Source organism: Streptomyces sp. L-9-10 (assembly GCF_004151105.1).
Classification (GTDB): Bacteria; Actinomycetota; Actinomycetes; order Streptomycetales; family Streptomycetaceae; genus Streptomyces.
In genome coordinates, this window is sequence record NZ_PHRF01000048.1 from 113,863 (window position 1) to 139,543 (window position 25,681).

General features: G+C 72.1%; 24 protein-coding genes and 1 tRNA gene. 10 read left to right on the forward strand and 15 right to left on the reverse strand.

Annotated elements, in window-relative coordinates:
• Nucleotides 1-90: 90 nt before the first annotated feature.
• The 4 genes from CU044_RS13095 to CU044_RS13110 all read right to left on the reverse strand — a co-directional run bounded on the left by CU044_RS13095 (nucleotide 91) and on the right by CU044_RS13110 (nucleotide 3,240).
• The gene (locus tag CU044_RS13095) at nucleotides 91-318 is read right to left on the reverse strand and encodes a zinc ribbon domain-containing protein (protein ID WP_129768719.1); all 228 of its coding nucleotides are present in this window, start codon (nucleotides 316-318) and stop codon (nucleotides 91-93) included.
• 38 nt (nucleotides 319-356) lie between these two features.
• Entirely contained in the window at nucleotides 357-917 is a 561-nt protein-coding gene (locus CU044_RS13100) for a DUF4383 domain-containing protein (protein WP_129768720.1), read from the reverse strand.
• A 100-nt stretch (nucleotides 918-1,017) separates the two neighbouring features.
• Nucleotides 1,018-2,394, reverse strand: coding sequence for a hypothetical protein (locus tag CU044_RS13105; RefSeq protein ID WP_129768721.1), 1,377 nt, complete (start codon nucleotides 2,392-2,394; stop codon nucleotides 1,018-1,020).
• A gap of 72 nt (nucleotides 2,395-2,466) precedes the next feature.
• Entirely contained in the window at nucleotides 2,467-3,240 is a 774-nt protein-coding gene (locus CU044_RS13110) for a DUF4097 family beta strand repeat-containing protein (protein ID WP_345790132.1), read from the reverse strand.
• Nucleotides 3,241-3,503: 263 nt separating this feature from the next.
• Here CU044_RS13110 and CU044_RS13115 point away from each other — a divergent pair.
• The 6 genes from CU044_RS13115 to CU044_RS13140 all read left to right on the forward strand — a co-directional run bounded on the left by CU044_RS13115 (nucleotide 3,504) and on the right by CU044_RS13140 (nucleotide 6,509).
• Nucleotides 3,504-3,578, forward strand: a tRNA-Val gene (locus CU044_RS13115).
• Nucleotides 3,579-3,830: 252 nt separating this feature from the next.
• Nucleotides 3,831-4,115: a hypothetical protein gene (locus CU044_RS13120; protein WP_129768723.1), complete on the forward strand. Its 285-nt coding sequence runs from the start codon at nucleotides 3,831-3,833 to the stop codon at nucleotides 4,113-4,115.
• Between the two features lie 686 nt (nucleotides 4,116-4,801).
• Nucleotides 4,802-5,311, forward strand: a complete 510-nt coding sequence (locus CU044_RS13125; protein WP_240045540.1) for a GNAT family N-acetyltransferase — start codon at nucleotides 4,802-4,804, stop codon at nucleotides 5,309-5,311.
• Nucleotides 5,312-5,388: 77 nt separating this feature from the next.
• On the forward strand, nucleotides 5,389-5,772 hold the full coding sequence (locus CU044_RS13130; RefSeq protein ID WP_129768796.1) for a VOC family protein: 384 nt from the start codon (nucleotides 5,389-5,391) through the stop codon (nucleotides 5,770-5,772).
• A 68-nt stretch (nucleotides 5,773-5,840) separates the two neighbouring features.
• Nucleotides 5,841-6,113: a DUF4873 domain-containing protein gene (locus CU044_RS13135; protein ID WP_129768724.1), complete on the forward strand. Its 273-nt coding sequence runs from the start codon at nucleotides 5,841-5,843 to the stop codon at nucleotides 6,111-6,113.
• 129 nt (nucleotides 6,114-6,242) lie between these two features.
• Complete coding sequence (locus tag CU044_RS13140; protein WP_129768725.1) at nucleotides 6,243-6,509, forward strand: DUF2277 domain-containing protein; 267 nt, start codon at nucleotides 6,243-6,245, stop codon at nucleotides 6,507-6,509.
• On the opposite strand, the gene CU044_RS13145 is transcribed toward CU044_RS13140, so the two are convergent.
• The 5 genes from CU044_RS13145 to CU044_RS13165 form a co-directional block, all read right to left on the reverse strand.
• Entirely contained in the window at nucleotides 6,506-7,171 is a 666-nt protein-coding gene (locus tag CU044_RS13145) for a VTT domain-containing protein (protein ID WP_129768726.1), read from the reverse strand. The genes CU044_RS13140 and CU044_RS13145 overlap by 4 nt on opposite strands.
• A gap of 196 nt (nucleotides 7,172-7,367) precedes the next feature.
• A complete protein-coding gene (locus tag CU044_RS13150; protein WP_129768727.1) occupies nucleotides 7,368-7,814 on the reverse strand; it encodes a DoxX family protein in 447 nt (148 codons plus the stop codon).
• 66 nt (nucleotides 7,815-7,880) lie between these two features.
• On the reverse strand, nucleotides 7,881-9,884 hold the full coding sequence (locus CU044_RS13155) for an FAD/NAD(P)-binding domain-containing protein (RefSeq protein ID WP_240045542.1): 2,004 nt from the start codon (nucleotides 9,882-9,884) through the stop codon (nucleotides 7,881-7,883).
• Nucleotides 9,885-10,058: 174 nt separating this feature from the next.
• Complete coding sequence (locus CU044_RS13160) at nucleotides 10,059-11,882, reverse strand: alkaline phosphatase D family protein (protein ID WP_129768729.1); 1,824 nt, start codon at nucleotides 11,880-11,882, stop codon at nucleotides 10,059-10,061.
• 84 nt (nucleotides 11,883-11,966) lie between these two features.
• Nucleotides 11,967-12,620: an HNH endonuclease family protein gene (locus tag CU044_RS13165; protein ID WP_129768730.1), complete on the reverse strand. Its 654-nt coding sequence runs from the start codon at nucleotides 12,618-12,620 to the stop codon at nucleotides 11,967-11,969.
• 394 nt (nucleotides 12,621-13,014) lie between these two features.
• On the opposite strand from CU044_RS13165, the gene CU044_RS13170 reads away from it, so the two are divergent.
• Nucleotides 13,015-13,752 carry an ABC transporter permease gene (locus CU044_RS13170; protein ID WP_129768731.1) on the forward strand — a complete coding sequence of 246 codons (738 nt, stop codon included), beginning with the start codon at nucleotides 13,015-13,017 and terminating at the stop codon, nucleotides 13,750-13,752.
• A 75-nt stretch (nucleotides 13,753-13,827) separates the two neighbouring features.
• Here CU044_RS13170 and CU044_RS13175 read toward each other — a convergent pair whose 3' ends face one another.
• Both CU044_RS13175 and CU044_RS13180 read right to left on the reverse strand, forming a co-directional pair.
• On the reverse strand, nucleotides 13,828-14,502 hold the full coding sequence (locus tag CU044_RS13175; protein ID WP_129768732.1) for an HAD-IA family hydrolase: 675 nt from the start codon (nucleotides 14,500-14,502) through the stop codon (nucleotides 13,828-13,830).
• A gap of 171 nt (nucleotides 14,503-14,673) precedes the next feature.
• Nucleotides 14,674-15,561 carry a peptidoglycan-binding domain-containing protein gene (locus CU044_RS13180; protein ID WP_240045543.1) on the reverse strand — a complete coding sequence of 296 codons (888 nt, stop codon included), beginning with the start codon at nucleotides 15,559-15,561 and terminating at the stop codon, nucleotides 14,674-14,676.
• Between the two features lie 214 nt (nucleotides 15,562-15,775).
• On the opposite strand from CU044_RS13180, the gene CU044_RS13185 reads away from it, so the two are divergent.
• Together CU044_RS13185 and CU044_RS13190 are read left to right on the forward strand one after the other, a co-directional pair.
• The gene (locus CU044_RS13185) at nucleotides 15,776-17,869 is read left to right on the forward strand and encodes an MDR family MFS transporter (protein WP_129768734.1); all 2,094 of its coding nucleotides are present in this window, start codon (nucleotides 15,776-15,778) and stop codon (nucleotides 17,867-17,869) included.
• Between the two features lie 191 nt (nucleotides 17,870-18,060).
• Nucleotides 18,061-18,684 (forward strand): hypothetical protein, encoded by a 624-nt coding sequence (locus tag CU044_RS13190; RefSeq protein WP_129768735.1) that lies wholly within the window; start codon nucleotides 18,061-18,063, stop codon nucleotides 18,682-18,684.
• Nucleotides 18,685-18,781: 97 nt separating this feature from the next.
• Here CU044_RS13190 and CU044_RS13195 read toward each other — a convergent pair whose 3' ends face one another.
• Nucleotides 18,782-19,450 carry an O-methyltransferase gene (locus CU044_RS13195; protein ID WP_129768736.1) on the reverse strand — a complete coding sequence of 223 codons (669 nt, stop codon included), beginning with the start codon at nucleotides 19,448-19,450 and terminating at the stop codon, nucleotides 18,782-18,784.
• Between the two features lie 228 nt (nucleotides 19,451-19,678).
• Between CU044_RS13195 and CU044_RS13200 the strand changes: the two genes are divergently transcribed.
• Nucleotides 19,679-21,742: a bifunctional glycosyltransferase 87/phosphatase PAP2 family protein gene (locus CU044_RS13200; protein ID WP_129768737.1), complete on the forward strand. Its 2,064-nt coding sequence runs from the start codon at nucleotides 19,679-19,681 to the stop codon at nucleotides 21,740-21,742.
• 39 nt (nucleotides 21,743-21,781) lie between these two features.
• On the opposite strand, the gene CU044_RS13205 is transcribed toward CU044_RS13200, so the two are convergent.
• From CU044_RS13205 to CU044_RS13215, 3 genes are read right to left on the reverse strand one after another with little or no spacing between them, the layout of a single operon-like run.
• A complete protein-coding gene (locus CU044_RS13205) occupies nucleotides 21,782-22,702 on the reverse strand; it encodes an ECF transporter S component (RefSeq protein WP_129768738.1) in 921 nt (306 codons plus the stop codon).
• The gene (locus tag CU044_RS13210; RefSeq protein WP_129768739.1) at nucleotides 22,699-24,486 is read right to left on the reverse strand and encodes an ABC transporter ATP-binding protein; all 1,788 of its coding nucleotides are present in this window, start codon (nucleotides 24,484-24,486) and stop codon (nucleotides 22,699-22,701) included. Before CU044_RS13210 ends, CU044_RS13205 begins: the two co-directional genes overlap by 4 nt.
• Nucleotides 24,483-25,649, reverse strand: a complete 1,167-nt coding sequence (locus tag CU044_RS13215) for an energy-coupling factor transporter transmembrane protein EcfT (protein WP_129768740.1) — start codon at nucleotides 25,647-25,649, stop codon at nucleotides 24,483-24,485. Before CU044_RS13215 ends, CU044_RS13210 begins: the two co-directional genes overlap by 4 nt.
• Nucleotides 25,650-25,681: the final 32 nt, after the last annotated feature.

The following is a 25,681-nucleotide window of genomic DNA, read 5'->3' on the forward strand; positions in this document are numbered from 1 at the left end:
TCCTGACGGTCGTCCTGATCACGACGCACCGGCCCCGGCGCTGGACTCCAGCGTCAGGGCCGGTGCGTCCTGGACCGGTGCTCCGGCGGATCAGCCGCAGCAGCCGCCACCGCAGCAGCCCCCGCCGCCACCGCCGGCCGCCGGGGCGGGGGTGGGGGCGCCGCCCTTCGCGGTTCCGCCGACCGCCACGGTGGACAGGAGCTTCACGGTGTCGTCATGTCCCTCGGGGCACGCGGCGGGGGCCGCGGACTCCGACATCGGCCGGGTCAGCTCGAAGGTGTCACCACAGGAACGGCAGCGGTACTCGTAGCGAGGCATGCGCCCAGGGTAGGGCCTGTCACGGGACAGGACAGCCCTCAGCCGACGCCCACCTGGCCCTGGCGGCCTCTCGCCCTGAGGCGCTGTTCGCGCCGCGCCTGTTCCGGATGGCGGGCCCGCCAGTACGGATTGTCGTGCGGCAGCCCGCCGCTGACCCTTCCGTACATCCCGAAGAACATGAGCAGCAGGCCGACCACGAAGCTGAAGAGCACGTTCTGGAGCTGGAACGCCAGGAAGTTGTAACTGGTGTCCAGCAGAGCGAGATTGACGAATCCGCTGGCGATGAAGAGGACACCGAGCACCATGTTCAGGGTCGACGCGGTGTTCCCGCCGATCACCATGCCGATCAGGAGGATCAGCCCGACGCAGATGGACAGCACGCTCAGCGTGCCGTTGGTGTTCAGGCCCGCGACCGTGGCACCGCCGGTGTCGAAGAATCCGATCTTGTCGATCAGTCCGAGGATGCCGAAGGCCATCAGGATGAGCCCCATCAGCCCGGCCCCGACGCGATAGACCTGATTGAGCCGGTGATCGACGGGGAGCTGCGCGTCGAGCCTGACGTGCCCCCGGGCCGGCGGATGGAGCACTCGGGTGGCCATGGGCGGCCTCCTTCGACGGTGGCGGTCCTTCGGCGGTGGCGTTCCTTCAGTGGTGGCGTTCCTTCGTTCCAGCATCCGCCCGTCACGAGCCGCCGACAACTCAGGTGCCGTGCCCGGCGCCCCGCTCCTCGCGGATCTCCGAGACCACGTGGGCCACGGCCTGCCGTACCGCCTCGGTCTCGGTCAGGAAGTGCCAGTAATCGGGATGGCGGCCCTCCAGCGCGGCCACCGCCCGGTCCAGCCGGGCCACGGACTGGTCCAGCGGACGTGCGTGACGGGGCTCGGGCGTGTTCCGCCCGGTCATGGCCAGCCGCTGGGCGTCCCGGATCGCGAACCGGGTGCGGTCGATCTCCTGCTGCGGGTCCTTCGACACGGCGTTCAGCCGCCGCAGCCGGTCACCGGCGGCGGAGACCGCCTCGTCCGTACCGTTCAGCAGCGCCCGCGCGGTACTGAGCAGCGAGGTCGCGTCGGCCCACCGCTGCTCCTCGCGTGCCGTGCCGGCTTCCTTGAGCTTCTCCTCGGCCTGGTGAACGCTGGTCGCCGCATGGTCGGGGACCTGCTGGAGGTCCTGCCAGCACGCCGCGGTGAACCGGCGGCGCAGCTCGCTGAGCACCGGCTCCACCGTCCCCGCCCGGGTCGTCAGGGCCTGCGCGCGGGTACGGAGCGACACCAGCCGGCGGTCGATCTCCTGGGCCCGCTCGGGCAGCCGTGCCGCCTCGGCCCGTACTGCCTCGGCGTCGCGCAGGACCCGGTCGGCGCGCTGGAGCGTCTCCGCCACGCCATGCTGCCCCGCGCCCTGGTTGAGCTTCGTCAGGTCGGGCCCGAGCGCGGCGAGCCGGGCGGCGAGATCGTCCGCCCGCAGACCGGAGGCGCGCACCGCGTCGAGGGCGTTGCTCGCGGCGAGCAGCGCCTGCCGCGCCCGCTCCACGGCGGGGGCGAGCCGCGCCAGCTGCGTCTCGGCCTTGTCGAGCAGCGGCCCGAGCCCCTGCTCGAACCGGTCGAGATCGCCCTTGACGCGGATCAGCTCGTCCTTGGCCTTCGTCAGTTCGTTGCGCGCCTTGGACGCGGCGGACGGCTCCAGATCGTCGCGGTCCAGATCGTGCGCGTCGACGGCCTCGATATAGCCGTGGCTCACCTCGTCGATCCGCTGCCCCAGCGCCGCGAATCCCTCCACGGCCCTGCGGGCTCCCGGCGAGCTGTCCACCGCCGTGATCGTCTCTATCGAGATCCGCAGATCGCGCTGCGCCGTGTCCAGCTCGTAGAAAGCGGCAGCCGCGGCGTCCTTCGCCGCCTGCGCGTCCGCGCGCTGGCTCTCGCCCCTGCCGCCGAACCACCTCCGCGTACCCCCGCCGGCGAAGGTCAGCGGCAGCGCCGCCACCACCAGGGGCACCGGCAACAGCATCAACGTGAGGACATCACGGACGGCACTCGCTTTCGCTTTCGCTCCTGCGTGCGGCTGCGCGTGTGTCGCCGTCACATCCCTCTCCCGTGCCGAGTTCACCCTGCCTGGTTCATTGTCCCACCAGGTAGAGACGAACACACGGGCCGGTTAGTTCGCGGTTCGGATGGTGATCTTCCCGTTGTCGGTGCGGGCCTTCAGGATGTGGGCGCTGCTCTTGCTGGTCGGTACGCCGGCCTCGACCGAGCCGTTGTCGGTCGCGGTGGTCACCGCGTAGGAGGTCCCCGAGCTGGGCAGACGGATGTCGATCCGGCCGTTGTCCGCGATGGTGTCCACGCTGTCCGGTACGACGGCGAGTCCGATCCGGATCGCTCCATTGCCCGACTTCGCGGTCACGGTCCTGGCGGAGACGTTCTCCGCCGTGATCTTCCCGTTGTCGCTCTCCAGGTCGAGCGGCCCGCTGGAGTCCCGTACCGTCATCGCGCCGTTGTCCGAGGTCAGCTTCAGCGCGGTGGTGAACCCGGTGGCGGTGATCTGCCCGTTGTCGCCCGTCAGCGTCACCGCCACCCCGCGCGGCACCTTCACCTTGTGCAGCGACTCGCAGTTGCTCGCGACGGCCCTGCACTTCACCTTGAGCGTGAGCGTGTCGCCCGTCATCTTCCAGCTGGCATGGGGCCCGCTGCCCATGAACACCCAGCCGTCGACCTGCCGGGTCACCTCGACGTCCTTCACATCGGCGGGGACGAGTTCGACCGCCGCGTTCCCGGTGTCGACGGTGAGCGTCTTCCCCTGGAACGGGAACGACTTGGTCTCGACGGGGGCGTCGGAGGCGTTCGCGCCGCCGCACCCGCTGACGGCGAGTGCGATGAGCACGGCTCCGCCGGCGGCGAGAAGCGTACGAGAGCGGTGATGGCGTGTGGCCACGGTGATCGTCCCCCCAGAGAGTCCTTTGGCGCTGCCGGAGCCTACGGCCGAGCCGATGGCTCTCGGCGCGTCCTGGCCGGGCGGCGTCGGTGCCGCGTCCCGGCTGCGCCACCACCGTACGAACGGAAACCACCGAAGCCGATCCGGCCGCCCACCGTCTCCGGGGTGGGGATACCCCCCGTACACCGCGCCCTCCGGTACCGCGCCCCGCATACGGTTTGCGGCGCCGCCCGGTGGGCCATGTACGCTGTTGCCTCATCCACGGGTGCGTAGCTCAGGGGTAGAGCGCTGCTCTTACAAAGCAGATGTCGGCGGTTCGAAACCGTCCGCGCCCACCACAGCTCCAGGTCCTGACCTGGAGCGGAACCCTCTCGGGGGTTCGGAAGCGGCCCCGGACTCGTCGTCCGGGGCCTTTTGCGTGAGCGATGCGTGAGCGGCTGTGTCAGACATCCCGTTCGACGCCGAGCGGCGCCATTGGCGTCACTGGAGGCAGCCTTTCCGGTGATTGCCCAGCGCCTCGCGCGGCGGACAACTGCCGTGCGGGTATGGCGTCTCAGCAAGGGATCCACCCCGAACCCGCAAGGAGCGCCATGTACGCAGCAGTCCGCCGGTACGAAGGGGTAACCGATCCTACCGAGGTGGGCCGCCTCGTGAACGAGGGATTCATTCCCCTCGTTCGCCAGATCCCCGGCTTCGTGGCCTTCTACTGGATCAATCCCGGGAACGGAGTGGTCTTGTCGACCAGCGTCTTCCGGGACCAAGCCGGTGCCGATGAGTCGATCACGAGGGCGTCGGACTTTGTGCGGGACAACCTCTCGTCACTGCTTCCCAACGCTCCCCAGGTCATGGCCGGAGAGGTTGAGGCACACGCCTAGTCCGCGACCGGCAGCCTTTGCGCGGCGGGGCGCACCTTGCCGGGAGGCGGCCACCGGTGAGGCCGCGATGTCGTTGGCGTGATCAGTCACGGATACGTCACTCCTCAGACGCGCGCACCGACCTCGCGCAACGATGACCCCCTCTCATCCGCGCAGTCCTGGGGGGACCATGCGCACCATCCGTACCTCTGTCGCCGCGGCCATCGGGGCCTTACTGATCACCGGACTCGTCGCCGTCCCCGACGCCGCACGCAACCAAGTGCAGCGCCGTTGACAGCCCCAAGGCCGACCGGCCGGCCTCGCAGCGCTTCACGTACAAGGACGTCACCACCACCGAGGCCCAGGGCAAGACCATCAACACCGCCCTGAAGGACCTCGGTTTCTGTAACGCCCGACATCACCATCCCGGCCCGGCTGCGCACCGCGAGAACGCAGTCCTCACCGACGGCTGACGAGTGCGCCGCCGCCGAAGCGGCGCGAGGGCCGGCCGAAGCGGCCGTACGGTCATTGCCGAACGTAGTCGCGTGCGGAACAATGGATCAACGCGCTGGTCAGAGCATCCCGGAGCCACCCGGACCGCGTGAGCGGTGCGACACATCACCCGCTCCGGCCTGGCCTGGCCTGTCCGGACGACCGTGGACGAAGGGGCCGATCGCCATGTACCAGGCGCCGAAGCGGTCCGTCGCGTGAGTACGAGGGCCGGGGTTCTCGTACGGCCACTGACCGCCGCGCACGCCGCTCAGGTGCTGGCGATCTACCAGGCCGGCATCGAGGAGGGCGACGCGACGTTCGAAACGGCCGCCCCCTCCTGGGACGCCTTCGACGCGGGGAAGCTGGCCGGGCACCGTTTCGTCGCGCTGGCGCCGGACGGCGAACAGGTGCTGGGGTGGGTCGCCGTCGCCAAGGTGTCCGGACGGTCCGCCTACGCCGGGGTGGTCGAGCATTCCGTCTATGTCCGTCCCGAGGCCCGTGGCCAGGGGGTCGCGCGTTCGCTGCTCGACGCGCTGATCGCCTCGACCGAGGCCGCCGGGATCTGGACCATTCAGGCCGGTGTCTTCCCCGAGAACACCGCGAGTCTGGCGCTGCACCGGCGCGCGGGCTTCCGGCTCATCGGCACCCGCGAGCGCGTCGGCCGTCGGCACGGGGTCTGGCGGGACGTACAGCTCATCGAGCGCCGCAGCCCCGTCGTCGGCTGAGCGGGGGGCTGCGCGGGGGGCTGAACGGGGCCGAGCGGGACAGCCGGGTACGTGGCTACGCTGGGCGCGTGGCAGGCATGCGTGTGGAGCGTCTCGATCACCTCGTCCTCACCGTCGCCGATATCGAGGCGACCGTCGATTTCTACACCCGGGTTCTCGGTATGGAGCCGGTCGTGTTCGGCGGCGGGCGGCGCGGGCTGGCCTTCGGGCAGAGCAAGATCAACCTGCATCGGGCGGGTCACGAGTTCGAGCCCAAGGCCGAGCGGCCGACTCCGGGCAGCGCGGACCTCTGTTTCGTGGTCGCGGACCCACTCGAACGGGTGATCGCCGAGCTGGCGGCGCAAGGAGTCCCGGTCGAGGAGGGCCCGGTGGAGCGCACCGGTGCGCTGGGGCCGTTCGTCAGCGTGTATGTGCGCGACCCCGACGGCAATCTCATCGAGCTCAGCAACTACCCCGGCTGACGGACTCTCCCGCGCGGCCGGGCGCCGACGTGGTGAGAGACCGGCGTCCTTGGGCGCACACTGGGGCCATGAGCAACTACCAGGGGCCCGCGACTCTCGTCGCCGGTGACTCCGAGATCGCGGTCGAGGCCACACTGAGCGCGAGCCTGTCGGGTGAGGTGCGCCAGTGGGGCGGCAGCGTACAGACCGGGGAGGCGGGGGAGGCCCTGCGTGCGGCGCTGGACAGCGGAGATGTACGCATCAGGTTCCCCGACGGCCAGGAAGGCGCCGTCGTGGCCACGCATACGGCCATCGGCAGTGGGCGGCTGAGGGTTTCGGGGAGCGGCACGATTCCGTTCTGATGCCGGGACGGGCGCCAGGGCAGGTCCGCGCCTGCTCGCCACCGCCGTTACGGTCCGCTTCCGTCGCAGGCCGGGACCGTCCTGTTCGGGGGCCTGACGGGCGCACACCGCATCGGTCACACTGGAAACATGTGCCGCAGCATCAAGACCCTCCGCCCGCCCGTCCTCCCCGAAGAGGCCACCGAGGACGACATCCGCGCCGCCGCCCTCCAGTACGTACGCAAGGTGTCCGGCTTCCGCGCGCCCGCCGCGCACAATCGCGAGGTCTTCGAACAGGCCGTCGCCGAGATCGCGGAGTCGACCGCGAAACTGCTCGGCGGGATCGAGGTCCGGGGCGGAGCGGCCCGTACCGCGCCCCGGGCGGTCGACGCGTCCCACGCGGGCCAGGCGTCCTAGACGGTCGCCGGGGCCGGTGCCGGGCGTCGTATGACGTACGCGGCGAGCGCGCCCGCCGCGAACAGCGCCAGTACGGACACGCCCGCGCCGACCCAGGTCGTGCCGAGCCACTGGCCGCCGAAGTAGCCGAGGCCCGCGCTGTAGCCCGTCCACGCGACGGCCGCCAGCGCCGACCAGGGCAGGAACTCCTTCACCTTGCGGTGGGCCGCGCCCGCGCCCAGGGAGACCACCGAGCGTCCGGCCGGTGCGAACCGGGCGATGACGACGAGGATTCCGCGGCCCCCGCTGAGCGCCCCGCCGAGACGTTCCTGCGCGGTGGTCAGGCGGCGGGAGCGGGCGATCGCCCGGCCGAGCCGCTCACCGCCGCGCCGGGCGAGCCGGAAGGCGGCCAGATCGCCGAGTACGGACGCGCTGAACGCGCAGAGCATCAGCAGAAGCAGCGAGGGCACTTCGTCCGGTACCTGCGTCACCGTGCCGGTCGCACCCGCGACCGTGGTCGTACCGGCGGCGGCCGTCGTCGTGCCCGCCGCGGCGGCGGTGGCGGCCGTGATCACCAGAACACCGCTGGGCAGCACCGGAAGGAATACGTCCAGCAGTACGGAGAGGGCCACGACGGCGTAGATCCATGGGCTGCCCGCCAGCGACCCCAGACTCTCCAGCACCTACGTCACTTCCCGCCCGGTCCCGTCGACAGCGCCTCGATGTCGCGGGGGAGCGGCGGTGGCGGCTGCGGATCAGCCAGCGTACGCGGGTGCGGGAGGGGCGGACCGACCGGGTCGGCCGGGACCCGGCGAGGACCCCGCAGGCCGGTGCCCGGACCCGGCGGGCGGTCCGGGCACCCGGTGGGTCCGGTGCGGATCAGGCGGCCACGGCCGCGCGCTGATCGCGCCTCTCCTCTCCGGACCCGCCCCCGGCGCCGCGCGTTCCGAACAGCTGGTCCAGGGCGAACGCGCCCGGTCCGGTGAAGACGATGAGCAGGAACGCCCAGCAGAACATGGCCGCCGGTTCGCCGTTGTTCTCTATGGGGAAGAGGCCGTCGCCCTGGTGCACGTTGAAGTACGCGTACGCCATGGAGCCGGAGGCCAGCAGCGCTGCCACCCGGGTGCCGAGGCCGAGCAGTACGAGGGCCCCGGCGACGAGTTGGATGACGGCGGCGTACCAGCCTGGCCAGGCGCCGGCGGGGACGGTGTCCTTGGCGAAGTACCCGAAGAGCGAAGCCGCGCCGTGGCAGGCGAAGAGGAGTCCGACGACCACGCGGAACAGGCCGAGCGCATAGGGCTGGGCACGATTGAGGCGTGCGTACATGGGGGGTGTACTCCTTCGATCATTGGTCTGGACCGATGAGAAACTCCTTCCTCACGTTAGGGACGCCTAATCAATGCTTGCAAGTTCAACATTCAGCTGAGGATCAATTCGCGTCGCGTATTCGGGGCGCGGTATGTCCGGTGTCTGCAGGGTGGCACGTGCCACCGCGTCGGAGTCCGAGAGCATCACCGAGTCGACCCCGGGGCGCGCTCCCGCCGCCGTCACCCAGTGGACTCCTTCCGTGGGCACACCGAGCGCGAACCTCCGCGGGTGGGCTTCCCCCCGACGGTCTATCAGGCGGTATGGACGGCGCGTTACATCCAGCCCACCGGTTTCGTAACCGCCGATCCGGTGCGGCCGGCACTGACCGGTCTTCAGGAGGCGGGAGAGCAGCGGATCGCAGCTGCGCCTGAGATCCGGTTCCGGAAGCCGGGCTTCCACGAGCGTCGTGGCGTGGATCAGCGACCCCGGGACGTCGCGGGACTCGGCGGTGAACACACCGTCCCCCGTCCGTACGGTCGTGCGCGGGCCGATCACGTCCAGCACCCCCGCGTCGATCAGGGCCGCCATCTCCTCGATCCGGCGGCGTGGCGGCCCGATGGAGAGGAAAGCGTTCAGAGGCGTGTACCAGCGGTCGAGATGATCGCGCCGGGAGGTGCCGGAGAGACCGGCGTGGTCCACGATCTGCCGTACTTCGTTGCGGAGGTCGCGCAGCACGTCCAGGGCCGCCTTGGCCGGGCCCAGGACATTGCCGAGCGCCGCCTGGGCCGCGTCCTCGCGGAGACGGGCGAGGAGCCAGGCGCGGTGATCGGCGGGATCGCGGAAGGTCTCCCCGTGGTGCGGGCGCGAGATCCGGTCCCAGGACCAGCGGTCGGCGGGGGCGATCCCCGCCTCGTCGAGGACGGCGGTCTCCTGCGGGCTGCCGTGGGGCGCGGCGAGGAACCGGTCGAGGACGCGTTCCCACGAGCCCGCCGGGCGGGAGGACGCGCGGAGCGTCGCCTCGTAGAAGACCGCCTCCACCTCCTTGGCGACCAGTGGCCATATCTCCCGGAGGAAGTCCGGCGGGTCGCCCTCGTCCGCGCGTTTGCGGAACACCGCGATCACATCCGGGGTCAGCAGCAGCGGGAGGTGCCGGCCGGAGGGCCCCTTCGCGTTGTCCCCGCGTGCCTGGTACGGGACACCGCGCCGTGAGCCCGCGTACAACTGCGGTTCACGCCCGGACGGGTGGTATACGAGAACGCCGTCGGCGTCGCGTGTGAAGAGGCCGCCCCGGCCCGCCGTCAGCAGCGCCATGTGGTCGAAGAAGTTCAGCCCGAGTCCGCGCAGCAGCACCGGTTCGCCGGGGGCGACCGCCGAGAGATCGACATCCGCGGGGTTGGCGGGCGGCAGGTAGCGGAGCCGGTGACGGACCGCGTACTCCGCGAGCGCCGCCTGGGTCTGGCCGGAAACCACCGGCAGATGGCCCTGCGCGAGCACAACGGCGCTGAGGCCGGAAATCGTCGTGCCATCGTCGAGAAAGAGGGTTTGCGTGGGGCGGTGCGCGGTGGAGCTACCGGGTGTTTGGGGTGAAACAGGTGAGGCGGATGGGTTTGACGTGTCCAGAGCCGCGCCGTCGTTGTCGTCATCGAGCCGGATCGCACGGGCCCGGTGGACGATGACCGTCACGCTCTCCGGAGCGTTCTCTACCGTTCTGTGGAAAGCCCATTCCAGATATCGGCCATAGGCGGCACGGCTCGGATAGTCGTCGGGGCCGAGCCGTTCGTCCGGCCGGGACGTGGCCCACTCGTACAGACTCGGACCCGGGAGTATCGGACCCTCGCACTCGACGCTGTCGTCGGTGAAGACGGTCACCTGTGAGGCGACGGTGTTCATCAGCAACTCGGCGGACTGGTCGGTGCGCCAGACGAGCCCCGCGCCCGGGGGTGCGGGGTCGATGAGATGCACGGTGAGGGGCACGTCCGGAGCCAGTTCGGGTACGGACGCGCAGAGTCTTTCGAGGACCGAGGTGCCACGGGGGCCGGCGCCGACGACTGCGAGAGAGCGGGGCAGGGGCTGCCGTACATCGCACAAAGCTGTGACTCCCGGGGCGGGTGGGGTGCTGGAAGCGAGTAGTCCGCTCATCATGCCGTTCGTGCGTGGCGAGTTCGAACCCTTGGGTCAAACATCACGCCGTGTGGGAATGATCACGGCAACGTTGTCGGCGGAACGGGGAACCGCCGTAGGGCCCCCGGCGTCGGACAGTCGTCAGGAGCCCCGTCGGGGCGTCAAGGACCTTTCCTGTACGGTCACCAGCTCCGCGCCGGGCGTCCGGCCCGCTTCAGGGGCGCGCCCGCGCGCGCGGGCCTGTTCCAGGCGCAGATCGGCGGAACGGCCGCGCAGCGTCAGGGTCATCAGCTGATTTCCGAACCAGGGCCCGCCCGTTCTGCGCCAGTTGACGGCCGACCGCGCGACCCGCCCGTGCCGGACCAGCACATGCCCCAGCCGCCGGGCCACCCCGCTCCAGCCGAAGCGGAAGCCCAGCTTCATATAGCCGGGGATGGAGTTGTGCACGGGTGAACAGGTCAGCTGCACGACCCGCGCGTCCGGGCCGTGCGGACCGTCGGGGCCGCCGGACAAGCCGTGGGGGCTGTCCGGGCGGCCGTCCGCCGTCCAGGAGGGCTCGGCCACATACGCGTGGTGCACATCGCCGGACAGGACGCACACCGTCGCCGGGGCGTCGGGGCCGCTGCCCGCCTCCGCGATCAGCGCCGCCAGCTCTTCGAAGGAGTCGGGGAAGGCGGCCCAGTGCTCCAGGTCGGCCGCTCTGCGCAGCCGCTCGCCGAACCGCGCCCAGCGGGGGCCGCGTTCGCCGCCGCAGAGGGCGGAGTCCCAGGACTCGACGTCATGGATGAAGGGCGGCAGCAGCCAGGGCAGTGAGGTGCCGATCAGAAGGTGGTCGTACGGTCCGCGCGCGCCCGCGCCGTCGGGGCGTCCGCTGCCGGGGCGTCCGCTGTCCGTGTCCGGGTCCGGACCGCCCGTACCCCGGCCCTTCGGGCTCCGGCCGTCCAGCACCTGGTCGCGTACCCAGCGCGCCTCTGCCTCGTCCAGCATCGCGCGGTCCTGCTCCGCCAGCACCCGGGCGGCGCGGGAGTCGACCATCAGGAGCCGCGTACGCCCGAAGTCGCGCCGGTAACTCCAGCGCGCGCACGCCGGATCGCGGTCGGCCTCGGCGGCGAAGCGCCGCAGCAGTTCCGTGCCGTCCGGTTCCGCGCGGACCGCCGCGTACAGCGTGTCCGCCGCCAGTTCGGCGGGGGAGAGGTTGCCGAGGTGCTGGTAGACCCAGTACGACATCAGGCCGCCGAGGACCCGCTCCTGCCACCAGGGCTTCGCCCGCGTGTCGGCCAGCCAGGCGGCGCTGGTGTTCCAGTCGTCGATCAGATCGTGGTCGTCGAAGATCATGCAGCTGGGGACGGTGGAGAGCAGCCACCGTACGGCGGGGTCGCTCCAGGACTCGTCGTAGAGGTGGGTGTACTCCTCGTAGTCCGCCACCTCGGCGCCCGGCGGCTCGCTCAGATCGCGGCGCTCGGCCAGCCGCCGCCGCGTGGCCTTCGACGTCTCGTCCGCGTACACCTGGTCGCCCAGGAGCAGCAGGACGTCGGGGCGCGCGGCGGCGGGGTCGCCCGCGATACGCGTGGCGAGGGTGTCGAGCGCGTCCGGGCCGATCGGGTCGGGCTCGTCGTGCGGCGGTGACGCCCAGCGGCAGGAGCCGAAGGACACCCGCAGTTCGGCGGCGGGTACGGCCGGGGTACGGATCGTGCTCGGCGGGAACCGCGAGTCCTCGGGCGGCCAGACACGGCGGTCGTCGAGCAGCACCTCGTAGGGGGTGTCGGTGCCGGGGGTCAGACCCGTCACCGGGATCAGCGCGTAGTGGTGGCCGGCGATGTGGAACGTACGCGCGGTGCCGAACGCGCCGTCCCCGCAGCGGACCTCCGCCGTGGACGGCCGGTCGGCCTCGACCCATACGGTCGCGGTGCCGCCGCCGTCCCCGTCGACGTACCGCAGCAGTGGTCCCAGGCGCAGCCGGGTCATAAAAGCCTCCTCCGTCGCCCCGTACGGTACGGAACGACCGTACGGAGTCGACGGGAGGGACTACGGGACCGCTGAAGTGGTTGCTCAGCAGCCGTTCAGGGCGCTCTGGAGGGCGCTCTTCTCAGCGGAGTCGATCTTCAGGTTGTAGTAGTACTTCACGTGCACCCAGGCGCGGACGTAGGTGCACTTGTACGCGGCGCGCGACGGCATCCACTTGGCCGGGTCCTGGTCGCCCTTGGACTGGTTCACGTTGTCCGTGACGGCGATGAGCTGCGGGCGGGTCAGGTCGTTGGCGAAGGCCTGCCGCTGCGCCGTGCTCCAGCTGTTCGCGCCCGACTTCCACGCTTCGGAGAGCGGCACCATGTGGTCGATGTCCAGGTCGGACGCGGCGGTCCAGGTGGCGCCGTCGTACTCGGAGTACCAGGAGCCGCTGACGGCGGCACAGCTGGAGTCCTGCTGGACGTTCGAACCGTCGCGCTTCAGCACGACCTCACGGGTGTTGCAGGCGCCGGACTGGGTGATCCAGTGCGGGAACAGGTCGCGGCTGTAACCACTGGAGGAACCTTCCGCCTGAACGGTCAGCTGGCCGAGGTAGCTGCGCGCCGTGGAGGCGCTGACCGGGGTGGGCATGGCGGCCTGCGCCGAGGGGGCGGTGAGCAGGGTGGTGGCGGTGGCGAGAGCGGCCGTGGCGGCGAGGACGCCTGCACGGGACATTCGACGCGCGTAGACACCGGACATGTGAACTCCCTTGGAGTGGGGGGAACCTGACAGGACCATGCGGGGTGGTACGGGTGGAGCCGTGGGGGGCTGGACCATGCGGTACCTGGGCCGTACGTACGGGACCGTGCGGGGCCGTGGGCCCGGCCGCCATCGTGGTCGCGGTGGGTTTCCGGAAGGTGGGCTTCAGGTAACAGAGTGACGACATGAGCACGTCACATCAAGGGGGTCGGGGGAATCGGCTCTTCCTGAGGGGTGGGCAATTGTGTTCTATCCGGGCGAGGTTGGTGAGATCGGCGCGGGGCGGTACGCCGGCGCGCGGCCGGGCGCGCGGGGCGGACGGTCGTACGGTGCATGGCCGGGCTGTACGGGCCGGTGCGCCGTGGTGCGGCCGGGCGCGGCATAGGGTGGGCCCGTGCTGCTGCGGGTCGATATCACGTTCGGGGTCGTGCTCGGCGCGCTGCTGATCGTGGCCGTGGCGGTGGCCGCGTTCGCCCAGCTGGGCCGGGCCCGCGAAATCGCCGTCGCCGGTGTCAGGGCCGCGGTCCAGCTCGGCGTGGTCTCCCTGGTGATCGGGTGGGTGGTCGGCGCCGTACCGCCGTTGCTCGGCTTCGTCGCGCTCATGTACGCCGTCGCCGTATGGACCGCGGGCCGCCGGGTCACCGGCAACAGGACCTGGTGGTGGGCGGCCGTGCCGATCGGGGCGGGGGTGGCGCCCGTCATGACCGCGGTGCTGCTCACGGGGGTCGTGCCGGCCAAGGGCATCGCGATCATCCCCATCACCGGCATCCTCATCGGCGGCGCGCTCACCGCGACGGTGCTGGGCGGACGGCGGGCGCTCGACGAACTGCGCGCGCGGCGGGGGGAGGTGGAGGCGGGGCTCGCCCTCGGGCTGCTGGACCGTGACGCGCGTATGGAGGTGGCCAGACCGGCCGCGGCGGACGCGCTGCTGCCGGGGCTCGATCAGACGCGGACGGTGGGGCTCGTGACGCTGCCCGGCGCGTTCGTGGGCATGCTGCTGGGCGGCGCGTCACCGGTACTGGCGGGGGCGGTCCAGCTGTTCGTGCTGGTGGCGCTGATGGCGGTGCAGGCGGTGGCGGTCGGCGTGGTGCTCGAACTGGTGGCGCGGGGGCGGCTGCACCGGGACGAGTGAGTCCCGTGCGCCGCGCCCGGCTCCACACCTCGCGCGATGCCGGGCCCCGGACACCGGGGGACCCGGACCGGCGGATCAGCCGAAGCGCAGCGCGATCTCGCCCGACGGCAGCGCTTCCACCCGGAGTCGGGTGAGGTCCTCGACATGAGCGTCCGGCGACATCGCCTTCGCGCGCGGGCCCACGCCCACCACGCGCATACCGGCCGCCCGTGCCGCCTCGATGCCGGCCTCGGAGTCCTCGAAGACCACGCAGTCCTCCGGCGCGAAGCCGAGGGTCGCCGCGCCGAGGAGGAAACCCTCGGGGTGCGGCTTGCTGGCGCTGACGTTCTCGGCCGTGACGCGCGTCGTGGGCATGGGGAGGGCCGCCGCCGTCATACGGGCGTCGGACAGGGCGACGTTCGCCGAGGTGACCAGGGCGTGCGGGAGTTCGGCGATGGCGGACAGGAAGGCCGGGGCGCCGGGGATCGGGACGACCCCCTCCGTGTCGGCGGTCTCCTGGGCGAGCATGACGCGGTTGTCCGCGTAGTTCTGCTCCATGGGGCGGTCCGGGAGCAGGACGGCCATCGTGGCGTACCCCTGGCGGCCGTGGACGACCTTGAGGACCTCCTCGGGGTCCAGGCCGTGCTCGCGCGACCAGAGACGCCAGCAGCGCTCCACGGAGGCGTCGGAGTTGACGAGAGTGCCGTCCATGTCGAGCAGGAGGGCACGGGCGGTCAGGACGGACGTCGTGGTGGAAGCGGTGGCCGTCATCGGCGGACTCCAGAGCGCGGAAGCAGAGGCAAGCGGGGCCGGCAGGGCGAGCGGGGTGGGGCGGGACGAGAAGGACGCGCGGTGTGAGCGGTGCGGGCGGGACAAGTGGCTCCGCCCGCCGGTCAGGGTGAACGGGCGGAACCACTTTGTTTCGTCATTATACAAAGCGGCTCAGTGGCGGCGACCGGCACCCCTGGTGTCGGCCTCCAGGGCCCGCCTGGTGTGCGGTCCGTAGACGCCCCGAGGATCACCGTCAATCTGTTTGTACGACTGATAGAGCGTGACGGCACCCGCAACGCGGTCGTCGTACCGGCCGTCGGGGTCGCCGCGGAAGAGCCGGATCTCCGCCAGGCGCAGCTGAAGCCTCACGACCTCCGGCCCGGAGTCGCCCGGTCCGAGCGAGGTGCCCGCCGGTGTCCGGTCGGGCTCCCGCGACGGCTCGTTCACGGGCTCCGGGGCGGAGGGTGAGGCCGACTTCGTGCCGGCCGGCCGTGACGCGCTCGGGGCCGGGGCGGGCGGCGGGGGCGCGGCGGCCGGTGGTGTCGCCGACGGGGTCGGTGTCGGGGTCGGTGGGGGCGTCACCGGCGGCGAGGTGTCCGCCGGGCTCATCGACGGCAGCCAGGTGTGCGCCGCGTCGGGCCGCGCCCGTTCCTCTCCGGCGTCCTGCGAGAGGACCTTCCCGGCGAACGCCACGGTGCCGATCACCGCCACCGCCGCGGCGCCGATCGCCACCGCTCGGTACGGCTTGCGCCGGACGGGCGGCGGCGCCGGATGATCCTCGCCGGCTCCGGCCGGTGGCGGCGGCGCGGCGGGGCCGCCCGCCGGCGCGAGCGGCGGCAGCGGGCCCGCCGTACGGAACGACCGCGGCGGCTCGGACTGCGCGTCGAACGTCACGTACGGCCGTATCCGCAGCGGATCGAAATCCTCGGCCGCCGCGATCTCCGCCGCCCGCCCCGCCGCGTTCCCCGCCGCCGTCCCTTTCGCGTTCCCGCAGTCGCAGCCGGGTCTGTCGTCCGCGGCCCGCGGCGTACCGCAATCGGGACAGAGCTGTCCGGTCAACGTGGGTCCCCTCCCCTTGAACTGCCGCCGATTATGCAGCCCGTATCCGAACGGAGTGCGACGCACGGGCGTCCCGGTGGGACCCCGGCGCGCGCGGAGCGCGTGAGGGGTAGGTGCCTCGTAGGGCATAACGGGACAGAACGGTTCGAAGCGGCCAGGATGGAGATTCGGCGAACCCGAGGAGATGCCCCATGGCTCAGAAGGAGATACCCCCATGGCCCAGGAAGTGAGTACCCCGACCCTGAGTCCGGTCCCCGGCGAGGGCCAGAACCCGCGCGGGGTCCTCGTCGCCATCGGCGCTCTGCTGCTCGGCCTGCTGCTCGCCTCGCTCGACCAGACCATCGTCTCCACCGCGCTGCCGACCATCGTCAGCGACCTCGGCGGCCTGGAGCATCTGTCCTGGGTGGTCACCGCCTATCTGCTGGCCTCGACCGCCGCCACGCCCCTCTGGGGCAAACTCGGTGACCAGTACGGCCGCAAGAAGCTCTTCCAGATCGCGATCGTCATCTTCCTCATCGGATCCGCGCTCTGCGGCATCGCCCAGAACATGCCCCAGCTCATCGGCTTCCGCGCACTCCAGGGGCTGGGCGGCGGCGGGCTGATCGTGCTGTCGATGGCGATAGTCGGCGACATCGTGCCGCCGCGCGAACGCGGCAAGTACCAGGGCCTGTTCGGGGCCGTGTTCGGCGCGACCAGTGTGCTCGGCCCGCTGCTCGGCGGCTTCTTCACCCAGTCGCTCAGCTGGCGCTGGGTCTTCTACATCAATCTGCCCATAGGCATCGTCGCCCTGCTCGTCATCGCGGCCGTGCTGCGCATCCCGGTGCGCAGGACCGCGCACGCCATCGACTACCTCGGCACCTTCCTGATCGCGTCCGTCGCCATCTGCCTCGTGCTCGTCGCCTCGCTCGGCGGCACCACCTGGGCATGGGGCTCGCCCGAGACCATCGGACTCGCGCTCCTCGGGCTGCTGCTCCTCGCCGTCTTCGTACGGGTCGAGCGGCGCGCGGCCGAACCCGTACTGCCGCTGCGGCTCTTCCGGCTCAGGACCTTCACGCTGGTCGCGCTCATCAGCTTCATCGTCGGCTTCGCGATGTTCGGCGCGATGACCTATCTGCCGACGTTCCTCCAGGTGGCGCAGGGCGTGAGCCCCACCCTGTCCGGGGTGCACCTGCTGCCCATGGTGCTCGGACTGCTGATCACCTCCACCCTCTCCGGGCAGATCGTCAGCCGCACCGGCCGCTGGAAGGTCTTCCCCGTCCTCGGCACCGGCATCACCGCCGTCGGACTCCTGCTGCTCCACCAGCTCACCGAGTTCACCGGCACCTGGGTGATGAGCGTCTATCTCTTCGTCTTCGGCGCCGGTCTTGGCCTGGTCATGCAGATCCTCGTGCTGGCCGTCCAGAACTCCGTCAGCTACCAGGACCTCGGCGTCGCCACCTCGGGCGCGACGTTCTTCCGCTCCATCGGCGCCTCCTTCGGCGTCGCCGTCTTCGGCACGATCTTCAGCAACCTGCTCAGCGGCAAGATCAACGCCGCGCTGGCCGGCCGGACGCTGCCGCCGGGCGTGGCACCGGCCGACATCTCGTCCGACCCGCACGCCATCGGCCGGCTGCCGGCCGCGCTGCGGCCCCCCGTACTGCACGCGTTCGCGACCTCCATCACCGACGTCTTCCTGTACGCCGTGCCGGTCGTGCTCCTCGCCTTCCTCGTCGCGTGGTTCCTCAAGGAGGACAAGCTGCGCGGCTCGGTGACGGCTCCGGAGATCACCGAGACCCTGGCGTCCAACCCCGTCGAGCGCTCCTCGCGCGACGAGTGCGCCCGCGCCCTGTCGCTCCTCGGCACCCGCGAGGGCCACCGGCGGATCTACGAGACGATCGGCGAGAAGACGGGGTACGACCTGCTCCCGGCGGCCAGTTGGCTGCTGCTGCGCATCCGGCGCCATGGCTCGGTCGAACCCGCCCTGCTCGCGGACGTCACGCCCGTACCGCTCAGGACCATCACCGACGCGTCCCGGCAGCTGGAGATCCGGGGGCTGGCGCGGCGCGAGGGGCTGGGGCTGAGGCTCAGCGACCGGGGCGCGCGGGCGGCGGAGGTTCTGGCGAAGGCGCGCGAGGATTCCCTGTCGGAGTTGCTGGGCGACTGGTGGGGGCCCGACCGGCCGACCGATCTGGTGGCGCTGGTGCACGAGCTGACCAGCGAGATGTGCGGCTCGGACGGCGAACGGCCACGCGTCCCCGGACCGCCCGGGGACCATGTCGCCCGACCGCCCGACCGCCCGTCGGGCCACGTCGCCCGACCGCCGGTCTGACGGTCCGTCAGGCCGCTCGTCCGACCGCCCGTCCGGTCCTCCGTCCGGCGGCCCGTTGTTGGCCGCGCCCGCATCCGGCTGTTTGAGGAGTGGAATCGGGGCAACCCGAGGGGAAGAGCGATCCGTCACCCTCGGTGCCGTGTCGTGCACGACGGGCCCTGGCCCAGCCGAGCCGGAACAGGAAGGCAGACATGTCCACCGTACTGATCGTCGCAGCCCTGACCGTGGCCCTTGTGAGCGTGGTGGCCGCGGTCCTGTACGCGGGAGCCGGCAGGGGAGGCGGGCGCGGCGGGAGGATCGGGCGCGGAGGACTGAAGCGCCGGTTCGGCCCCGAGTACGAGCGCGTCCTCGCCCGGCACGACGGCGACTCCAAGGCCGCCGAACGTGAACTGGCCGCGCGGGTCGAACGCCACGGCGGCCTGCGTCCGCGCACTCTCGCCGGGGAACGGCGCGAACAGTACGTGGCCCACTGGGCCGGTCTCCAGGAGCGCTTCGTCGACTCCCCGCGCGAAGCGGTCACGGCGGCCGACGAGTTGGTGGTCCGGCTGGCGGAGGAGCGCGGCTATCCCGCGGGCGACCGCCGCGACGACCAGTTCGACGCCCTCTCCGTCCATCTTCCGCACCAGGTGAACGGATACCGCGTGCTGCGTCACATGGCCGCGGAAGAGGGGCGCACCGCGAGCACGGAGGAGCTGCGCGAGGCGATCGTCGGCGCGCGTGAGCTGTTCGAGCGGCTGATCCTCGCCCACGCCGGGGACGGCGCGGTGGGCCGCCCCCGTCGCGTCGGCCGCAACCGCGACCTCCTGCGGAGCTGACGCGGAGGCCGACGGCAGCAGACTCGGAGGCGGCGGGCAAGGGACGGCCCGCCGCCTCCGTCCTTGTGTTCCCGGGGTCCGGCCGCCCGCGGCCGGGTCAGCCGAGTACGCGGGCGAGCGCGAAGCCGTCGTACCCCTTGGACCCCACCGTCTGCACCGCGGTCGCCGACAGCCGCGGGTGCTCCGCGATCAGTTCGATCGCGCGCCGCGTGCCCAGCACGGCGGCGTCGGTGCTGTCCGCGTCGGCGACCGCCCCGTTCCGTACGACGTTGTCGACGATGATCACGCTGCCGGGACGCGTGAGCTTCAGCGCCCACTCCACATAGTGCGGATTGTTCTTCTTGTCCGCGTCGATGAAGACGAGATCGAAGGGGCCCGCGTCCTCGGCCGCGAGAACGGGCAGCGACTCCAGCGCGGGCCCCGTCCTGACCTCGGTGATCTTGTCGAGGCCCGCGTGCGCGAGATTGGCGCGGGCCACCTCCGCGTGGGCGGGGTCGTACTCCAGCGAGATCAGCTTGCCGTCCTCCGGCAGCGCGCGGGCCAGCCAGATGGTGCTGTAGCCGCCGAGTGTGCCGATTTCGAGGATCCTGCGCGCGCCCTGGAGGCGGGCCAGCAGGTGCAGCAACTTGCCCTCGTTCGGGGCGACGTTGATGGCGGGCAGACCGGCCGCGTCGCTCGCGGCGAGGGCGGCGGAGAGCGCTTCGTCGGCGGGTACGAGCTGATCGGTGAAGTAGCGCTCGACCGCGTTCCACTGCTCCTGGGACATGAGGGCCTTTCGTCGGTACGGGAGGTGACTGAGTGGTGACAGGGATACCGGAATCATTGTCCGTCGCCGGCCCGTCCCGTTGTCCTCGCAAGTCCGGAAATCATGGGCATCAGGACAAAACATGGATGACAGTCAGGCGAAGAGGGGGTTGCCTGAGTCTTCCCGACAGGGCAGTGCGAGGCTCTGTGCCTCAGGGACGGCGTTAATCGGACGGAGGGTCGGCGCGGCGTGGTGAATGCGGAGCACAGCGTGCACGGCGGTGCGGCGGCGGGTACGGCGGGGACCGGTTTCGGCGCGGCCCGCGCGGTTCTCTGGCTGGTCGTGGCCGTACTGGCGGTCAGACAGGCGGCGGCGGTGCTCCGGCATCCGCCCGGTGAACGGCTGACCGATCTGGAGACCTGGATCGGTGAGAACGGCGTGCTGCATGTGACGGGTTCGCTGTACGACACCGGGAGGTTCACCGGAACACCGTTCGCCGGCCTCGTACTCAAACCGCTGGCGCGCTCGGCCGAACAGAGCCTCGGGATCGCGTGGACCTTCGGGACGCTCCTGCTGGTCGTCGCCCTCGGTCTCGTCGCGGCCCGTGCTCTCCCCGGCCGGGTGTCGCGCCGTACAGGACTGCTGGCCGCGCCGGTCGCGATCAGTCTGCTGATGCTGTCGCTGCCCGTACGCAACAGCTTCTCGCTCGGGCAGACCAGCATCATTCCCGTCCTGCTGGTGCTGCTCGGCTGCTTCGTCGCCCGCGGTGAGCGTGTCTCCGGCGTGCTGACAGGCATCGGCGCGGCGTTCCAGCCCGCCATCCTGCTCTTCGTACCGCTGCTCTGGCTGACCGGCCGCAAAAAGGCCGCGGTGACGACGACCGGAGTCTTCGCCGCCGGTACGGCGGTGGCGTGGCTCGCGATGCCGGGCGACTCCTGGGCGTACTGGATGCACCATGTGGCGGGCGCGGGCCTCGGTGAGCGCCCCGACAGTCTCGCCAACCAGTCCCTGCACGGCGCGCTGCTCAGGATCGGCCTGGAAGGGCCCCTGGAAGTCGTGCTGTTCGTCGTGCTGGCCGCGGCCGTCGTCTTCCTGGGGCTGCGGCGCGCGGTCCGCTACGCGCGGGACGGGCAGCTGCTGCTGGCCGTCGCGCTGACCGGCTGTGTCGCGATCGCCGTCTCGCCGACCGCCTGGCAGCACCAGCTGCTGTGGGTGCTGCTGGCACTGGTCGGCCGGGTCGGCATACGGGCCAGGGACCGGCTGGTGTGGCCGGCGGTCGTGGTGCTGGTGATGACGCTGCCGGGGAAGATGCTCCTGCCGAACGTGGGCGTGCTCGTGCCCCTGCGGGAGAACGCCCCCCTGGTCGCGGCGCTCGCGGCGGCCTGCGCGGTGCCGTTCCTGACACGTACCGCGCCGTCCTTCGAGAAGCCCGTCCCGAACGAGTACGCGCGCCCCGTGCCCGCGCGCTGGGGACGGATACCGCTGCTGCCGTTCTGGAGGCGGCTGTTCAGCCGGCCGAACCTGCTGCTCGAAGTGCTCGCCATCCGGGTCGGTTTCTCCGTCTACACCCAGATCCGGCTCGCCGCGACGGGCGGTCGCGAGACCGCCGAGGAACACGGCCGGCAGATCCACTCGATCGAGCGGGCGCTCGGGATCGACATCGAGCGCTGGGTCAACCACACGGTGGTGGAGGTGAAGTGGGCCGAGAGCTTCTTCAACTTCTACTACTCGTCGTTCCACTTCCTGGTGCCGCTGGCGATCCTCGGCGTGCTCTACGTACGCCGCCCGGCGGACTACCGCTGGGCGCGCTCCTCGCTCGCCTTCGCCACGGTGCTCGCGCTGGTCGGCTTCTGGCTCTACCCGCTGGCGCCGCCGCGGCTGATGCCCGGCCTCGGCTTCATCGACACCGCGCACGGCCCGCAGGATCTGACCAACCCGGACTACGGGGCGCTGACCTCGCTCACCAACCAGTACGCGGCGATGCCGTCGCTGCACTTCGGCTGGTCGCTGTGGTGCGGCGTGGTGATCGTCGTCCTGGCACCCAAGGGGTGGATGAAACTGCTCGGGGTGCTCCACCCGCTCTTCACGGTGTGCGCGATCGTCGCCACCGCCAACCACTGGGTGCTCGACGCGGTGGGCGGCGCGGCGGTGGTGGGGGCGGGCTTCGGGCTGACGTATCTGCTGGCGGGCCCGCGGAAGCTGCTGCCACGGGCGGCGGCGCTCGCGACGGCGGATCCGTTCCCCGAGGGGGACGGACGCGCCGGTACGCGTGGTACGGACGACAGAGCGGACCGGCGGGCCCCGGCCGGCTGAGACTCTGGCCGCGGACCGTGCCGAGCGCGTGTGCCGGGCTCAGGCCCCGGCCGACGGGTCCTCGAACCTCGCCTCCGCCTCGAACGCGGCCCGGCGCGTCGCCCTCCGCAGCGCCTTGAGCACCGTCGCGCCGATCGTCAGGGTCAGGACGACCGTCAGCGCCGCCCGGCCCAGGTCCCAGCCGAACGAGGTCGCCGCGCAGTACGCCAGGAAGCGCGCCAGATTGTCGTGGACCGGATCGCCCGGATGGAAGGAGACGCCGGACGAGAGCCCGCCGAGATACGTCCACCCCTGGAGGTTCATGACCGTGCCGTACGCGAACGCCGCACACGCTCCGTAGAGCGCCAGCATCAGCGACTCGGCGCGGCCCCGCAGCCGGTCGGGGCCCGGCAGCAGCCCGGCGCCCATCGTGAACCAGCCCATCGCCAGCATCTGGAACGGCATCCACGGCCCGACACCGCCCGTGAGCAGCGCGGACGCGAACATCGTGACCGAGCCGAGTACGAAACCGAACCCCGGTCCGAGGACCCGGCCGCTCAGCACCATCAGGAAGAACATCGGCTCAAGTCCCGCCGTACCGGCCCCCAGTGGCCGCAGCGCCGCCCCGACGGCGGCCAGCACCCCCAGCATCGCCACGGCCTTCGCGTCCAGCCCGGAATCGGCGATCGTCGCGACGACGACGCCGACGAGGAGCGGGAGCAGCGCGGCGAAGAGCCATGGCGCGTCCTGGGAGTGCGCGAGTCCGGACGCGCGGTCGGCGAGCAGCGGCCAGCCGAAGGCGACCACGCCGATCGCGCCGATGAGGGCGAGGGCGCAGACGGCGCGAGGGCCGAGCCGTACGGCACGCGCCCGGGGCGTGCGGGCGCGGGGCGTGCCAGGACGTGGAGCACGGGCCCGGGAGGCGCGGGTCCCGGGTGTGCGGGCCCGGGGCGTGCCCGCCCCGGGGACCGGCGGCGTCATTCCGTCCCCTCCGTTTCCCGGGCCGAAGCCTCCGCCGACCCCGGGGCACCAGAAACCCCTGTGGTCCCCGGGGCCTCGGAGGCCGTCGCCGCCAGCGCCGTACGGACCTGAGCCACCGTCAGCCACTCCCGTGGCGCCATGATCTTCGCCACCTGCGGCGCGAAGGCAGGCGACGAGACCACCACCCGGGCCGTAGGGCCGTCCGCCACGATCTCGCCGTCGGCCAGGATCACCACCCGGTGCGCCAGCTCCGCGGCCAGTTCCACGTCGTGGGTCGCCAGGACGATCGCGTGCCCCTCGCCCGCCAGCGCGCGCAGCACCCCGACGAGACGGGCCTTCGCCGCGTAGTCCAGGCCGCGCGTCGGCTCGTCCAGGAGCAGCAGCGGCGGCCGTCCGGTCAGGACGACCGCGAGGGCCAGCGCCAGCCGCTGCCCCTCGGACAGATCGCGCGGATGCGTCGCGTCCGCGACCTCGGGCAGCAGTTCACGGACGAGCGCACGGCACCTCCCGGGCTCCGCGCCCGCGTCGCTGTCCGCCGCCGCGCACTCGGCCGCGACCGTGTCGGCGTACAGCAGATCGCGTGGTTCCTGCGGTACGAGACCGACGTGCCGGATCAGTTCGCCCGGCGGGGTGCGGTGCGGGGCGCGGTCGCCGACGAGGACGGATCCGGCGGCCGGCGCGACCATCCCGACCAGGGTGGACAGGAGCGTGGACTTGCCCGCGCCGTTACGGCCCATCAGGGCGATGGTCTCGCCCGGCACGACGGTCAGTGACACCTCGCGCAGCGCTTCGGTCCTGCCGCGCCGCACGGCGAGACCGGTCACGACGGCGAGCGGCCCGGAGCGGTCGGGGGCGCCGTCCCGCTCCGTCGTCGCGCGGCGGCGCAGCAGTCTGCCGAGCGGGGTGCGGGCGGCGGGCGCCGCTGTGGGAGCGGCCGTCCCCGTGCCCCCCACCGGCTCCGGCTCCCGGCCCGCCAGCCGCTCCCGCAGACCCGCCGCCCCGCGCCGCGCGTCCCGTACGGACAGGGGCAGCGGCTGCCAGCCGGCCAGCCGGCCCAGCGCCACCACCGGCGGATACACCGGCGACACCGCCATGATCCGCTCCGGGTCCCCGACGACCGGGGGCTGTCCCGGACCCGGCAGCAGGATGACCTGGTCCGCGTACTGCACCACCCGCTCCAGCCGGTGTTCGGCGAGCAGGACCGTCGTACCGAGATCGTGCACCAGCCGTTGCAGCACGGCGAGGACCTCCTCGGCCGCCGCCGGGTCGAGCGCCGAGGTCGGTTCGTCGAGCACCAGCACCCTGGGGTGCGGGGTCAGTACGGAACCGATCGCGACCCGCTGCCGCTGCCCGCCCGAGAGCGTGGCGATGGGCCGGTCGCGCAGTTCGGCCAGGCCCAGCAGGTCGAGCGTCTCCTCGACGCGGCGCCGCATCACATCGGGCGCCAGGCCCAGCGACTCCATGCCGTAGGCCAGCTCGTCCTCGACGGTGTCGGTGACGAAGTGCGCCAGCGGGTCCTGGCCCACGGTCCCGACCAGATCGGCGAGTTCGCGCGGCTTGTGGGTACGGGTGTCCCGGCCGCCGACGGTCACCCGGCCACGCAGCAGACCGCCGGTGAAGTGCGGGACGAGACCGGACACGGTCCCCAGCAACGTCGACTTGCCGACCCCGGAGGGGCCGACGAGCAGGACGAGTTCGCCCTCGGGCACGGTGAGATCGACCCCGGCGATCGCGGGCGCCGGGGCATCGCCGTACGTCACCGACATCTGCTCGAACCGGATCACGGCGCCGTCTTTCTCTGTGCGGGAAGTTCCACTGGGGAGGGGGTGGGTACGGGCGCGACGAACGCGGGCAGCAGCCCGAGCAGCGCCCCCGCCGCGGGCCAGAGCGGCAGCACCGGCGCCACCAGCGGGACGACACCGGGGTGCAGCGCCGCGGGATCGACGGCCGCCGCCCGGATCATCAGCGCCGCGACGGCCGCGCCCGACCCGGCCACCAGCCAGGCGCGGACGCCCCAGCGGTCGGGGCGGTAGCGGGTACGGACCGAGCGCCGGCCGCCGAGCCGCAGCCCGGCCAGCGCGGCGGCCAGCCCGGCGCCCAGCAGCGGCAGCCCGTAGCCCGCGCCCTCGGCGGCGAGCAGCGCGTACGAACCGGCGCAGACGCCCAGCAGCCCGCCGAGCGTGAGCGCGGTGGTGGTGGTGCGTACGGCGCGCGGGACCTCGGCCGTACGTCCGTAGCCGCGGGCGTCCATCGAGGCCGCGACCGCCACCGAACGCTCCAGCGCGCCCTCCAGAACCGGCAGTCCGATCTGGAGCACCGCCCGGATCCCGCCGGTGGGCCGGCCGCGCAGCCTGCGGGCGGTACGCAGCCGCCCGGCATCGGCGACCATGTTCGGCGCGAAGGTCATGGCGACGACGACGGCGACCCCGGCCTCGTACAGCGCGCCCGGCAGCGACTTGAGCAGCCGGGCCGGGGCGGCGAGCGCGTTCGCCGCGCCCACGCAGATCAGCAGCGTGGCCAGCTTCGCGCCGTCGTACAGCGCGAAGACCAGCTGCTCGGCCGTCACCCGGCCACCGATCCGTACCCCCGCCGCCCAGTCGGGGAGCGGCACTTCGGGCAGGGTGACCAGGAGGCGTTCGCCGGGGACGGGAGAGCCGAGGAAGACCGAGAACAGCAGCCTGATGACGATCACGGCCAGCCCCAGCTTGATGAACGCGCCGTACGAACGGGCCCAGGGCGCGTCGGTACGGCGGGCCGCCACCACATAGCCCGCGACCCCGACCAGCAGTCCGAGCAGCAGCGGGTTGGCCGTACGGGACGCGGCGACGGCCAGCCCGAGCGCCCAGAGCCACCAGGCCCCGGCGGGCAGGGCGTTGGAGCGGCTGGCCCCGGGCGCGCGGAGCGAAGGGCGCGAGGCGGGTGCGCTCCGACGTGGGGTGCTGCTCATCGCGTAGGGCTCATTTCGTACCGGTCATCTCG

What these genes read in the sequence shown, in the direction of transcription:
- CU044_RS13095 (WP_129768719.1), bottom strand. Translation starts at nt 318, where the DNA reads ATGCCTCGCTACGAGTACCGCTGCCGTTCCTGTGGTGACACCTTCGAG.
- CU044_RS13100 (WP_129768720.1), bottom strand. Translation starts at nt 917, where the DNA reads ATGGCCACCCGAGTGCTCCATCCGCCGGCCCGGGGGCACGTCAGGCTC.
- CU044_RS13120 (WP_129768723.1), top strand. Translation starts at nt 3,831, where the DNA reads ATGTACGCAGCAGTCCGCCGGTACGAAGGGGTAACCGATCCTACCGAG.
- CU044_RS13130 (WP_129768796.1), top strand. Translation starts at nt 5,389, where the DNA reads ATGCGTGTGGAGCGTCTCGATCACCTCGTCCTCACCGTCGCCGATATC.
- CU044_RS13135 (WP_129768724.1), top strand. Translation starts at nt 5,841, where the DNA reads ATGAGCAACTACCAGGGGCCCGCGACTCTCGTCGCCGGTGACTCCGAG.
- CU044_RS13140 (WP_129768725.1), top strand. Translation starts at nt 6,243, where the DNA reads ATGTGCCGCAGCATCAAGACCCTCCGCCCGCCCGTCCTCCCCGAAGAG.
- CU044_RS13150 (WP_129768727.1), bottom strand. Translation starts at nt 7,814, where the DNA reads ATGTACGCACGCCTCAATCGTGCCCAGCCCTATGCGCTCGGCCTGTTC.
- CU044_RS13160 (WP_129768729.1), bottom strand. Translation starts at nt 11,882, where the DNA reads ATGACCCGGCTGCGCCTGGGACCACTGCTGCGGTACGTCGACGGGGAC.
- CU044_RS13165 (WP_129768730.1), bottom strand. Translation starts at nt 12,620, where the DNA reads ATGTCCGGTGTCTACGCGCGTCGAATGTCCCGTGCAGGCGTCCTCGCC.
- CU044_RS13175 (WP_129768732.1), bottom strand. Translation starts at nt 14,502, where the DNA reads ATGACGGCCACCGCTTCCACCACGACGTCCGTCCTGACCGCCCGTGCC.
- CU044_RS13185 (WP_129768734.1), top strand. Translation starts at nt 15,776, where the DNA reads ATGGCCCAGGAAGTGAGTACCCCGACCCTGAGTCCGGTCCCCGGCGAG.
- CU044_RS13190 (WP_129768735.1), top strand. Translation starts at nt 18,061, where the DNA reads ATGTCCACCGTACTGATCGTCGCAGCCCTGACCGTGGCCCTTGTGAGC.
- CU044_RS13195 (WP_129768736.1), bottom strand. Translation starts at nt 19,450, where the DNA reads ATGTCCCAGGAGCAGTGGAACGCGGTCGAGCGCTACTTCACCGATCAG.
- CU044_RS13205 (WP_129768738.1), bottom strand. Translation starts at nt 22,702, where the DNA reads ATGACGCCGCCGGTCCCCGGGGCGGGCACGCCCCGGGCCCGCACACCC.
- CU044_RS13215 (WP_129768740.1), bottom strand. Translation starts at nt 25,649, where the DNA reads ATGAGCAGCACCCCACGTCGGAGCGCACCCGCCTCGCGCCCTTCGCTC.